A 12,865-nucleotide genomic window follows, 5' to 3' on the forward strand; every position below is an offset into this window, starting at 1 on the left:
CACAGAAAAAATTGGAGTGCCTGTCTTGGATATTAAGTTTCAGTGGTTGGATTTTTAGATGAGGGATTATTGGTGTTACTTTTGGCGGGGGTACTGAGAAGTATGTTGTGTTTCAGTGGTTGGATTTTTAGATGAGGGATTATTGGACTTTATAGTTCGTCTTTAGCCCTTTTTTCCACATACTAGTTTCAGTGGTTGGATTTTTAGATGAGGGATTATTGGACAGAACCAGGAGACGAAAACAACCAAGACATATCGTTTCAGTGGTTGGATTTTTAGATGAGGGATTATTGGCTGTTGTACAGGCTGCTGCTACCGACCCCATTTAGTTTCAGTGGTTGGATTTTTAGATGAGGGATTATTGGCCTGTAATAGAATTTATGGATGAGCAGTTCCCAGTTTCAGTGGTTGGATTTTTAGATGAGGGATTATTGGTCTTCTCTTGAGAAGATAGTGGAGCATATTCCATATAGTTTCAGTGGTTGGATTTTTAGATGAGGGATTATTGGAACACCTTGCCATCCAGGCCGGCGCAAATAATGGGTTTCAGTGGTTGGATTTTTAGATGAGGGATTATTGGTCCATACCCATTGCAGATGCGCAACCGCTGGCTGATGTTTCAGTGGTTGGATTTTTAGATGAGGGATTATTGGGTGTTAGATAAGATTTCTAGCTGCTCTTAAATTGTGTTTCAGTGGTTGGATTTTTAGATGAGGGATTATTGGACACAATTGATAGAAGTCTATCTAATGTCATCAATAGTTTCAGTGGTTGGATTTTTAGATGAGGGATTATTGGTCTTCAAGATAGATATTGGTACACGGGTTATTAGTTTCAGTGGTTGGATTTTTAGATGAGGGATTATTGGGTTAAATAGGAGCATATAACATGAACAATACAGACAGTTTCAGTGGTTGGATTTTTAGATGAGGGATTATTGGACTAACGGTCTTATAGGTGTGGCTATGTCTAAACCTGGTTTCAGTGGTTGGATTTTTAGATGAGGGATTATTGGCCTAATAGTCAAGGCTTGCAAAACTGGTTTAATAAGTTTCAGTGGTTGGATTTTTAGATGAGGGATTATTGGTAACAGGGGAACAGGTTATGGAGAGAGTAAGAATAGGTTTCAGTGGTTGGATTTTTAGATGAGGGATTATTGGTATAGGTAAGCCTTTATAATACTTTTCAAGAGCATGTTTCAGTGGTTGGATTTTTAGATGAGGGATTATTGGTGCCATTCTTTTTAATAGTGTGAGCATGTTTTTTAGTTTCAGTGGTTGGATTTTTAGATGAGGGATTATTGGTTCTCTAAATGTTCCACCACTACAGGGTTTCCACCGTTTCAGTGGTTGGATTTTTAGATGAGGGATTATTGGTATGGTTGGCGAGTAAATACTTGTGCGGTCAATGTTTCAGTGGTTGGATTTTTAGATGAGGGATTATTGGCTAAGCTCGTTGAAACGACGAATTGAAAAACTGCAGTTTCAGTGGTTGGATTTTTAGATGAGGGATTATTGGGCAATAGTTATTGCAGGGTAGTTCAGTAGTAGAATAGGTTTCAGTGGTTGGATTTTTAGATGAGGGATTATTGGTTCAATGTGTTTAACATATCAATAGTTTTTTGGTGTTTCAGTGGTTGGATTTTTAGATGAGGGATTATTGGTATGGTGGGATGGCCTCTACCATTCTTAAAAATGTGTTTCAGTGGTTGGATTTTTAGATGAGGGATTATTGGTCCGGTGTTCCAGCCTGGTCAGCAACTCTAACGAAGTTTCAGTGGTTGGATTTTTAGATGAGGGATTATTGGTTTATGAAAAGGTGCGATGGGTGCAAAGGCAAAAGTTTCAGTGGTTGGATTTTTAGATGAGGGATTATTGGAGGTTTGAGTTGGGATATATTGACACCAAGTTAGAGTTTCAGTGGTTGGATTTTTAGATGAGGGATTATTGGGCTATGCCAAGTCAAGGAGTAACAAGTATGTTTTCTAGTTTCAGTGGTTGGATTTTTAGATGAGGGATTATTGGTCATAACCAAGCTCCAGACAAATGTAGTATATTTCGTTTCAGTGGTTGGATTTTTAGATGAGGGATTATTGGGTTAATGTTCCTAAAGCTAAGAAGAGTGTTTATTAGTTTCAGTGGTTGGATTTTTAGATGAGGGATTATTGGTGGTATATTAATGATTGTACCGACAATGCAATATTTGTTTCAGTGGTTGGATTTTTAGATGAGGGATTATTGGATTATGGCTATGGAGTTTCATAATGGAGTTTGTCCTGTTTCAGTGGTTGGATTTTTAGATGAGGGATTATTGGTTAGGAGTAATTGATGAGTAAAACAGATGATGAAATGGTTTCAGTGGTTGGATTTTTAGATGAGGGATTATTGGCCCTAACTCTCTTTCTAAAGCTTGTGCTTCAGAGTTTCAGTGGTTGGATTTTTAGATGAGGGATTATTGGGCAATAATAAGTTTACTATGTGGATTAAGTATTATAGTTTCAGTGGTTGGATTTTTAGATGAGGGATTATTGGACAGCAGTTAAGCGCGCTCGCTTTGTTGCTTACCGGGTTTCAGTGGTTGGATTTTTAGATGAGGGATTATTGGTTAAAAAAGGTTTTAGGCACGTATTCGCACTGGAAGTTTCAGTGGTTGGATTTTTAGATGAGGGATTATTGGGACGAGTTAGTCGCAATGTTCCGAGGAATGATGAAGTTTCAGTGGTTGGATTTTTAGATGAGGGATTATTGGAGCTTAAAATATTCCGAATACATGTTTGTATGGTTTACTAGTTTCAGTGGTTGGATTTTTAGATGAGGGATTATTGGTTCTATGAAAGCTCTGTTTGGTAATAGAGCTAAGAGTTTCAGTGGTTGGATTTTTAGATGAGGGATTATTGGACTATTATATATAGAACGTCGTGGCGAGCTTGTATGGGTTTCAGTGGTTGGATTTTTAGATGAGGGATTATTGGAGCAATTTTAACTCTTTGTTTATTTTAAAGAAACACGAGGAATTAAAAGTGGTTTTCTTCGAAAAATAGCAAATTGCATTATTTAGGCTTGATTTTTCGAAAAAGAAGGCAATAATTAAATTAGAAATCATCTAAATTTCGATACCCTGAAATCAACAAAATTAAAGATTGAATCGTTTTTCTATGCTCGTCTTAATAGCGAGCATATAACGATTTCAAAATCTATCGTTACAGTGATTTAGAAACTCACACTGAATGCATTGAAGTCCATTAGCAGTGCTGTATGGTAATGTTTCTGTGCCAAAAATTTTCTTTATTTTAGCACAAATTTCAAGCACTTTGAGCTTTGATTTTTCGTCAATTTTTATTAATTTGGCTTTGGCCTTTTCACCAGTAATAATATAGCCTCTGGTACATGGTTTTTCAAAAATCAGTTCGGAAAGCATTCCATAGGCGGTCAGTTGCATCTTTTGACCTAAACTAATTTTTGATGCAAAAGATTTTAATTCAATAGGGATAATTTCCAGCTCATCTTCAATGATTCCATCACAAATCCCATAAAATGGGTAAGATGGGTGTTCAAGCATAGTATTTTGTCTGAGTACAGCTTGTTCTGAAATTGGCTTGAATTTTGAAAGGGTTCTTCTTTTGTCTAATACCTGTTGCTTGTGTTGATATTCCTCACCGTATTGCACCCAGCCAGGGTAGGCTACTTTCAGGCCAACCACCATATGGTAGTAAACAATGCGGGGACAAAAGCAGTACTGTCTTATCATATTTACAGGCAGTTTATACGATGATGTGTCCATCCGGTTTCCTAAGTTCATCCAGTTCAAGATTAATGAGGTTTACTTCGTAATCTTGAGCCAGCTTGCAAGGTGTAATAAAAGCGGTATCTTGTTTGGCAAGTTCTTTTTTTAGAACGTTCGTTAAATATCTTTTTTCAGGTTCGTTTAAATATCCCCAAAATACTGATTTTTGAACGGGGGTTAAGCCAATGTCTTTAAGCCTTTCGTAAATTGTACGTCGGATGCTGTTGTCCCTGATGTCGTAGGAAACTATGTATTCCTTGTATAATCTTATTTGCATTTTTCATTACCATTTAAATAAGTAGCCTTTATACTTTCCCTCGCCTGAGAATACAGCTGATAGGTGATAGACTTGTCTTTGAATGATGCTTTCAAGGGATATTCTTCGTTTGTGGTATGGCAGTGGCTTTGCGTATAAATTTGCCATCTCACCAATTAGCGTTTTTTTCAAAGCGGGGGTTAGTTCATTCTGTTTTTGGGCACGGGCGCGGAGTTTAAAAATAATTCTATCGGCGCACCAGGGTCGAAATTCTTCCATGAGATCGAGTACTAACGATGGTTTCCCTGGTTTGGAGGTATGTAAAATTCCAGCATATAGCTCTAATCCAGCGTTAGTTATGGCCTGCCATACCCAACTGGACAAAATCGAGTAGGCATAATTTAACATGGAATTTGTAATGTCTTTGTTTACCCTTGGGCGCCTCCCTTCGAAATCACTGCGCACCAAATTGACCTCTTTAACTGTTTCCCAATATATTCTGGCAGCACTTCCTTCAAATCCGAGTAGCGTGAACCGCCAATCCTGAAGTTTTATCCAATTTGTCTCTGTAATTTTGGCAACAATACCTGCCATTTTCTGGGATGCTGCATGAAGAATTATTTTCTCATTTTCAGGCCGGTTTTTAGCTTTTGCAAAGTATTTCAGAACGGCGGACTGGTTTTTAATTTTTGCTAAAATGAATCGAGCAGCCATGTTGGATGCTTCTTTGGTGTATATGTATTTGAACTGGCTTTCCCGTACTTTGGCTGTGCGATGGAGTCCACCCTGAAGGCTACAAACTGCTTTACCCGAATAATCCAGAATGAAAATTTGTATTCCTCTCATTGCGCAGGCAACAAGAAGATTTGAGGTCAAAGTGACGCCTTGCTTGACGATGCTTATGGTTTTTAAACGGTTGAGCGTTCCTTCAAAAACCATTTGATCTTTATTAAAGACAAGGATTCTTTCGCCTTGCAACTTACAAAAGCTGCCTTGTTCAGAGAGCGTGAGGTGTTTCATGGTTGTTTTTTCAGTTGAGTGACATAGAGTGTCTGTATCCATTGGGGTGTGGAATCGGATTCAAACTCATAAGTCACAATTTTTCCAGTTGATACAATTTTCATTTTCCCATCACGTGGTTTTAATTCATTACCGAATAATTTGTTTTTACAAACAATTTCATTGGGCATGTTTAAGGGATCATCAATTGAATCGGAGGGTTTAATCATTAAAGCCTCGTCAATGGTTTTAATAAAATCAGCTAAAGATTGGGTAATTCGTATATAGCGCCTGGTTTTGGAGTGGGGCTTCATTTCGAGTTTTATAATTTCTGGTTTGAAGGTTGTAACAGGCAGAGTTAGCCAATTATCGAAAGTAGCATACGCTTGTCCCTCGGAGTTATTAATTCCGTCAATTGTTGATAAATTTCTGGTTTTATAAGCATCCATAAGTACTTCTTGTTTAACTAGTCTGTCTTCGTTAATTTGAATTCCCATACTAGGGGTATCATCAATGGTCTGCAGTTGGTATAAGGGTTGTCCTTTATTATCTTTGCGCCTTATACGCATCATGGTGCCTGCATTACCAGGTATTACTGGCAGTGAGAATACTTTTCGAACGGCTTTGTGCTTTTGTGGCTTAATGTTGTTTCCATTGTTTGAAATGTCCGAATTTGGGTTATTGCCAGAAAGAAAATACTTCCTGATAAATTCGTTAAACTCTTTTGGGTTTGGGGCAGGGTTGGCTTTTAGTGCAAGAAAGTTTGGATGATTAAAGAGTCTCTCCCAATCTTTGGTAGCTGGCAAAGCAATTGTATGTTTAAAAGAACCTAAAACATTTTTCTTGGAAGATTCGAATTTTACGCTCAGAACAGGCATAGGCTCTTTTAATATCTTCACAGTAATGGATTCCTTTTTAGTGTAGTAACGTAGGCTATTTATGAAATGGCAAACGATTGTGTCATCTGGTGTGACTATTTCTTTATGGAAATAATGATGTAAGAATTCAAGAGCAAGAGTTTTGTTTATAGGGAAATACAACCACTTGGCTTTGGATTTTGCCTGTAATTCCTGTAACGATTCGCCAGGATTTTTAGTGGAATAGGTTTTAAGAAGGGTAAACAATTTTTCCTTATTGGATGGCTTTATTTCAAACAAATCTTTTTCTGAGAAACCAATAGCAAATGTTTCGCCTTTAACCCAAACAGGGATGAATCGTTCGGCATAAAGAGAATCCTTAAACAGCGGTGTGCTGCTGATGTTGGGTTTGTTGTATTTTTCTTTGGATCGAACGGGATTTAAATGTACCTCATCAGGCATTAGGTGGTTGATGAACCAGGAATTATCAAGTTCCTGACTAAATTGCGGGAACTCTTTAAGACCTATGCTCATTGTCAATGTTGCATCTATCGCATGGCTTGGGAACGATTGTTGCCGATTTTTGACTAATTTTGGTTCTTGTTTGGACAATAACTCACGATGATCGTGTACTTCTTCGGCAGTGATTTGTTTAATGGAAAATTCCAATTGGAGCTGTTTGGAATCCGCCAAGGTGCTAAGAAACTCTATGATTTGTTTTCCTAAAAATTTTTGGGTTCCATTGACACGCGCTTTTTGTTGGGACATTAAAAACTTAGTGATCGTTTTGAATGCTTCATCGTCATAATCTAGAAAGAGGGCATGCCTGGCCGCTTTTTGCTGTTCAGGCGTAAGCAAATGAAAACTAATATATTTTTTAATGTTGGCAACGTTTTGAGAAATAAAATTTTTGATGTCGCTAACATTATCAGTGCCAAATTGGTGCTTTAAATAAAGCGGGCTTAGATGTTCAAGAAGATAATGTTCCTCTTTTTTCTCTCGATTTCCTTGGGAAGAACAGTAAATGAGATTGGCTTCGCTATTAAAAATTACTCCAAAATGTTTTTTTGAAAGCGAGCGCGGATAAATATGGTCAATTTCTCCTTGCCCGCCTATTGATGTGCCCTTATATGGACAAATATTCATGGAGGCATTTATAATGCGTTGAAATTTCTCTTCCCACTGGATGTTTTGCTTTTCGATGGCTTGTTCAAGAGTCTTATCACTGCTGCCCCCTTTGATTTTTTTGAATGACTCTTCAAATTCAAAACGGTTTTGTTCAAGGTAGATCGGAATTAAAAGGCTCGAGTTATCGGGAATGTGTTTTATTTGTTCCCATTTGGCCATTGCAATTTCATAAGCCAGGCGTTGCATCATCCTGGCCAGTACACCATCAAAAGGCCTTACGCTGTCGGCAGGCAACCTTGAAGCATATGAAATCTCGGGGTCAATTTCTGTTTTTTGAGATCTCCAATAGTTCTCACAAGTAACCGCTACACAATTTTTATGAAAACCATCCCGCTTGGTTTCAAGGATTGTATACAACTGCGAAAGACTAAATGGGTTGTGATATATCAAGGCCTGCGAGTCATTATGTCCAAGATGGCTTTGTATGGCCTGAATGATATCTGGTATTGTTTGAATTATCTTGATGAGAGCTTTATTGTTGCTATGTTCAGGATGGTTTAGGGCTTCTTCATAATCAATTTTAAATGCGTTACCTGAGTTTTTACGTGCTTCTTCGATTTCCTTACATTTGCTTTTTAATGAAGTGCGTCCGATTTTATGGGTGTTCCAAAAATTCTTGAATTTAGCCCACTTATCTTTGTTGTTGATGAAATCTTCGCTGAGTATCGCTCCAACAAGAAGTGGTAGTATTTTTTGTTTGCGTGGTGGATTAATATTCGATAGCTCACAAAGACGGAATGCATTATCAAACCAAATCCCTTGGGCAGCATCTTCTCTCTCTTTGTTATACGCACTGGCTATTTGGATAAGAACACTCACTAATGAAGAATTGAAATGAGTTTCCATTTCCTTCTGTGTTTCTATTAAATTGGCTGGTAGTTTTTTCCCCTGGCCAAGAAACGAGAGTTGCTTTTTAATTTTAAATTTATCGATTTTTTTATTGAGGTCTAAATATCGCTGTAAAATGTAAGAGTCTCGTTTCTCATCTTGTTTAGACGGGCTAATTATGCGTTTTCTATCACGCAATTTGGTATGTTCTAAGTCCTTTTCAAGGAAAGGGTGGGCATCAATGATTCCTGGTATTAAATTGCGCCAGTTTGGATAAAGGTTATTAAGTTTTTCAGGGTTAAGTAATAGACTTTGGTCTTTTTCCATACCTGTGTTTGTTCGGGCCTCATAGGGGGGAATAGTAATTTCAGGTGGTGTCTTTTCAAGAATGGATATATAGTCTTGGGATTGCTCAAGTTGTTGTATTAGGTTGCGAATGGCTAAAGATTCTTGGCTTCCTTTAAGATGTCTGAAGTTTTTAAGCATTCTAAGAAATTCATTACCAAAAGTTTGTTCATCGAATTGTTTGGGGTTTTTTGCCAGATAGCGGTGCAGGTTTTTCCACTGCAAGTTACTTAGGTGTCCAAGCAGGTTAGAGAGACAAACAGAAGGGATTTTCTTTTTTATGCTATCAAGTTGGTTATCTTTTGTGATGTCTGATTTGATGTTTTCAAAATACACTTTCCGGTGTCTATGGCCTTCAACACTGTTTTTTTCAAAGCCAGTAATGAAATTTTTGATGTTTTTTACAGCATTTTTTAATTCTTTATCATCTTTTTTTTCTTCTACTTTAGATACCAATATTTTCCTAAACTCACTGGATTGCATCTTTTGCAGAAACCAATCAATGAAATTATGTTCTGACTCTGAGGGCAGTAATTCCTTTAATAAATTAATCGTAGTCTCGTCTTTTATATATTCATCCAAATCTGTAGCTACATAAGTGTATCCTCGGTTATTAAGGTAGTGACAGAGTGCTGTCTCTTCCTTTGCATTTAGATCTCGTGAAAGAATGTGTTGGAATAATTGCAGGGCAACCCGTTTCACAAATTGATTCCTCTTTTTATTTCTGACCCTATGCCTTGTTGCCCTTCTTTGTGCCTGGGATAATTGAAAGTTGTTATGGTCTATCAGGATGACAGAGTATTTTGTATTTGCATGGTTTGGGAGTTCTGCGAAAGCTTCGAGGTGGGATAAGCAAACCCCTGTAAATTTGCCGCCCAAATCTATGCCTATAGGGGATAAAATCTGAGAAGATTCCATTTACTACATCCTTGTAGCTGTATGATTCGTTAAAATAAATATAGTCTTGATACTTTGGAATTTCAAAAATAGGACTTATAAAAATAACTAAAAATAAATTTGGCTCATGTTTTTTAGCAGTGAACTTGGCTCTATTGGGGCAGTTGTTAATAAAAACCTCAGCTCGACATAAGAATATCAATTACTTCAACATGTTCAAATTGGCGTTCTGAAATGTGAAGCCGCACTTTATTCAAAAGACTAACGGCCTCGATATCTGAGGTTGGAGCACTATATCCAAATATGGTTATAGTAAATGCCTCAGAGAACCAACTCTCCGCTTTTTTCCAACTTAAGGCAGTATATTTACTCGACTGAAAGTAACTCTTATTTTTAATTGGATAAAGAAGAGGTACATCTTTGAATCTAATATCACACTCAGGACAATACGTATTTTTTTCTCCCCATTTATCGCATGCTTCACAAGCGCCTATTCTTACATTACCATGCAAGAAAAATATCTGAGGCAATGAAACAATATCACTATTTCTTTTATATGCGTCAAATAAAAATAGATCCCAGTTGAATGTGAAATGGCGTCTTTTTCTCGAAGTGATAATAACAATTGATCGTAAATAGTTACATGTTCTGGTAATGAAAGCTTTGAGAAATAATCTATTATCCTACTCTCTATTTCTTTTTTTAAACCATCATCAGTGATTTGACTATAAATATTTTCAAAATTTTCTGATGGATTGATATTGTTTTTAGTTAATAAGTTCTTTAACGATAGAATTTTAGCCAGATCATTCATCACAGGTAATTCATTACCTGACCATAATTGTCATTCATTTTGTAATGTCCTTTAGTGTTTTTTTAAATTATCTTGCCCTAGTTTTTTTGGGCAGATATTGGGTACTTTTTCAAAAATTTTGGGCATATTTTGGGTGATTTTTGAGCCAACAGAAAACCACAAAAGACAACCCTATCAACCAGAAAAGTGGATTTAACTCGTTGTTCTACAAGGGTTTATGATGGTCTTTGGTGGTCAGGAATGGTTTTGATAATTGGTGGAGGCGGCGGGAATCGAACCCGCTTCCCTATGCTTTGACTCAGATTATCAAAAACCATGAAAGACCACGAAAGCTCATATACAATAAGGACATGACGCGGGTAAGAAACCACCTACTTCGTTGTCATTGATCGTCATTTATTGTCAGTGAATAAACCCGCAATAAACCCTCTATAACTCAACCAACCAACTACAAATAGAAACCATTTGCTGTTCATTTGTCAGATTTGCAGCATTTGAAATAATTCCTTCATTTAATTGATGGAATATTTCCTGAGCCATTGCTTTTTCAATTGCAGCCCCAATAAAAAATGTTTTGGGATTGCAACTACTAAGCGAAAAACTATTCCTTATTCTATTAAGTGCAGAATTGGCTGTTTTCCAATGTTCATCTGCACCAGCAGGATCGATACCCCCCTTAATTTCGCCTAATGCGATATAGGTTAAAGCTTGTTGATGAGAAGACACTTTATTCTTGTGAAAACTTACATCTTGATAAGAGGAATTCAACAAACATAGGTCAACGTTTTTTTTAACAATAGGTACGTTGATGTTATAAATGAGTGTTCTAGGATTACCATCTGTTTCCCAAAATACTCCTTTAATTGAGCGTTCCAATTCAGGTTGATTCGAAGATTTTATCCATTGTCTAGTTTTCAGATCAAGATAATGAAATTCTTTATGATAAATTGACAGTGTAGATAAAAGAATTCTTGTAAATTTCCACTCACCAAGAGTACCAGCAAGATTTCTCATGGCCCCGCCTAGGGAGTCTCCTCTGGTAAGTAAAAATCGATACACCAATTCATCAACAAAACTAGTTCCGGCAGGATCAAGAAAATTTTCTATCAGCCCCAAAATTGCTAGCTTTTTATCATCTGGGGTTAGATGATTTCTCGCTTTATCTGAAATTCCTGAGGCAGTTAGTAATGATTCTTGGATATTCTCAAAATCTATAAGTTGCTTTGGAAACCGGGCTTGAGAAGCAATAACCTTTAAAGCTTTCGCTTCTTCTATGAACGGCGTTGCTCTCTTATTTTTTTCAAGAGCCATAGCAATAAATCCAGCTCTAATTTCAGAATAAGGAGTGATTAAACTCTCAAAGTTGTTAAGATGATTAGTGAACGGCATTTATTTAACTTTTCTCCAAACATAAACACATTTTCTTAATGCATCCCTACCATGAGAACCCATTTGCTGAGAACTATTACCCTTACCCTTAGGTAAAACTAGAATATTTTCTACCGAGAAGCCCATGTCTCTTGCTATACTCGACAGTAGTAAATCAACTGATATTGAGACTCCTGCGTATCTTACATTATCGTTGACCATGACCATATAAGAATTCTTCGATAAAACTCTATAAGACTCTTGAATAACACACGCCATTTCATAAAAATATCCTCTAACCATACGCGAAATGCCTGCATTATTTAATTCTTTTTTATCCTTCTTATACTCAAGAAAAGTTAAAATCTTTTGTAATAATGGAGTATTATCACATATTGATAAAGCTTTGCTCCATGCATCATTGATTTTCAATAATTCTTTCTTTTTATTTTCGACAGTGCAACTTAGCATAGATTGACGTAAATTAATCAACTCTCCTTCATCTATACCTAGCATTGCATGCTCAAGTGCATAAGTCCTTGTATAATCATATCTATTACAATATGGAGGAGAGGTCATTATTCCTGAGTATGCGTTTTCTGATAATTTAGGAAGAATGTTCAAACAAGAACCCGATAAGAGTTCAATTTCGCTATCATCGGCATTTATATCAACTTTAAATAAGAGATTCTCATCTATATTTTTATCATATAAGTCTTTGATTATTTCTGATAATTTTCCAGTAATGGCACTATCAAAATCAAGAATTTTTCCCTTATCAAAAGTGCTTTTACCATTACTACGGCCAGATCTATAATCCCACCGCAAATACTGCCCATCTTTTCTCGTATAACTTACCGACTCAAGAATACATAGCAATGCGAAATATAATATTTGTTGGCTTTCATTAGCATTCTTTCGGATATCTGACAGATAACGTTGAATTTTTTTACATGTTTCCTCAGGATATGCCCCTTGAGTGATTCTAAGGACATTAAAGGTAGATCTCTCACCTTCACGACACCAACTTTTTTCAGATAAAAAAGATTCTAATTCAGAAATTAAATTTTTTGTGTTTCCTATTCTTGAGTATAAATTTGCTTTTATTAAATGCTGACCAACTGGCAACAATTCTATGCCAGTAGATTTATACCCCATATCCGCGCTAGCAAATAAGGTAGTTCCAGAGCCAGCAAATGGATCAAGAATGCGTCCAGAGTCAAAATGATATTTATTGAAAATATACTCAACCAAATCAGCAGAGAAAGCTTCTTTAAACTTATACCACCTGTAATATGATCTTGATTTGCTAGCTTGAAAACTTACCAGTTTTCTAGTGAGATTATTATCAACTAAAATTGAGTCTCCAAAAGATCTAAATAATTCATGATCGAGTTCTTGTATCTCTGAAAGATAGATTGAATCTGCATGTTGAATTTGATTTAAAGGTATTCTATTTTCATTTTTGATTAACATGAGTGTATTAGTCCATTTATTATGGCTTCATTTCTACTAAAAGCTAGAAGCTCA

Annotated in this window: 7 protein-coding genes and 1 CRISPR repeat array; all 7 genes read right to left on the reverse strand. The window is 36.5% G+C overall.

The window, feature by feature from the left end:
• Positions 1 to 36 precede the first annotated feature (36 nt).
• Positions 37 to 2,971: a CRISPR direct-repeat array (repeat unit 37 nt; unit sequence GTTTCAGTGGTTGGATTTTTAGATGAGGGATTATTGG).
• Between the two features lie 215 nt (positions 2,972 to 3,186).
• The 7 genes from cas4 to Llon_RS08945 all read right to left on the reverse strand — a co-directional run bounded on the left by cas4 (position 3,187) and on the right by Llon_RS08945 (position 12,811).
• Positions 3,187 to 3,780, reverse strand: coding sequence for a CRISPR-associated protein Cas4 (gene cas4 / locus Llon_RS08910; RefSeq protein WP_058529719.1), 594 nt, complete (start codon positions 3,778 to 3,780; stop codon positions 3,187 to 3,189).
• Complete coding sequence (cas2, locus tag Llon_RS08915; protein WP_058529720.1) at positions 3,761 to 4,060, reverse strand: CRISPR-associated endonuclease Cas2; 300 nt, start codon at positions 4,058 to 4,060, stop codon at positions 3,761 to 3,763. The genes cas4 and cas2 overlap by 20 nt, the downstream gene beginning before the upstream one ends.
• Positions 4,061 to 4,066: 6 nt before the next feature.
• Complete coding sequence (cas1, locus tag Llon_RS08920; protein WP_058529721.1) at positions 4,067 to 5,059, reverse strand: CRISPR-associated endonuclease Cas1; 993 nt, start codon at positions 5,057 to 5,059, stop codon at positions 4,067 to 4,069.
• Positions 5,056 to 9,174 (reverse strand): type II-B CRISPR-associated RNA-guided endonuclease Cas9/Csx12, encoded by a 4,119-nt coding sequence (gene cas9, locus Llon_RS08925; protein ID WP_058529722.1) that lies wholly within the window; start codon positions 9,172 to 9,174, stop codon positions 5,056 to 5,058. The genes cas1 and cas9 overlap by 4 nt, the downstream gene beginning before the upstream one ends.
• A gap of 475 nt (positions 9,175 to 9,649) precedes the next feature.
• Positions 9,650 to 9,967, reverse strand: a complete 318-nt coding sequence (locus Llon_RS08935; protein ID WP_058529724.1) for a nuclear hormone receptor family protein — start codon at positions 9,965 to 9,967, stop codon at positions 9,650 to 9,652.
• 429 nt (positions 9,968 to 10,396) lie between these two features.
• Positions 10,397 to 11,356: an AvaI/BsoBI family type II restriction endonuclease gene (locus tag Llon_RS08940; RefSeq protein ID WP_058529725.1), complete on the reverse strand. Its 960-nt coding sequence runs from the start codon at positions 11,354 to 11,356 to the stop codon at positions 10,397 to 10,399.
• On the reverse strand, positions 11,357 to 12,811 hold the full coding sequence (locus tag Llon_RS08945) for a DNA methyltransferase (RefSeq protein ID WP_083503310.1): 1,455 nt from the start codon (positions 12,809 to 12,811) through the stop codon (positions 11,357 to 11,359).
• Between the last annotated feature and the right edge of the window lie 54 nt (positions 12,812 to 12,865).

Source organism: Legionella londiniensis (assembly GCF_001467825.1).
GTDB lineage: Bacteria > Pseudomonadota > Gammaproteobacteria > Legionellales > Legionellaceae > Legionella_A > Legionella_A londiniensis.

Coding starts and splice junctions, on each gene's coding strand:
- cas4 (WP_058529719.1), bottom strand. CDS start 3,780: ATGGACACATCATCGTATAAACTGCCTGTAAATATGATAAGACAGTAC.
- cas2 (WP_058529720.1), bottom strand. CDS start 4,060: ATGCAAATAAGATTATACAAGGAATACATAGTTTCCTACGACATCAGG.
- cas1 (WP_058529721.1), bottom strand. CDS start 5,059: ATGAAACACCTCACGCTCTCTGAACAAGGCAGCTTTTGTAAGTTGCAA.
- cas9 (WP_058529722.1), bottom strand. CDS start 9,174: ATGGAATCTTCTCAGATTTTATCCCCTATAGGCATAGATTTGGGCGGC.
- Llon_RS08935 (WP_058529724.1), bottom strand. CDS start 9,967: ATGAATGATCTGGCTAAAATTCTATCGTTAAAGAACTTATTAACTAAA.
- Llon_RS08940 (WP_058529725.1), bottom strand. CDS start 11,356: ATGCCGTTCACTAATCATCTTAACAACTTTGAGAGTTTAATCACTCCT.
- Llon_RS08945 (WP_083503310.1), bottom strand. CDS start 12,811: ATGTTAATCAAAAATGAAAATAGAATACCTTTAAATCAAATTCAACAT.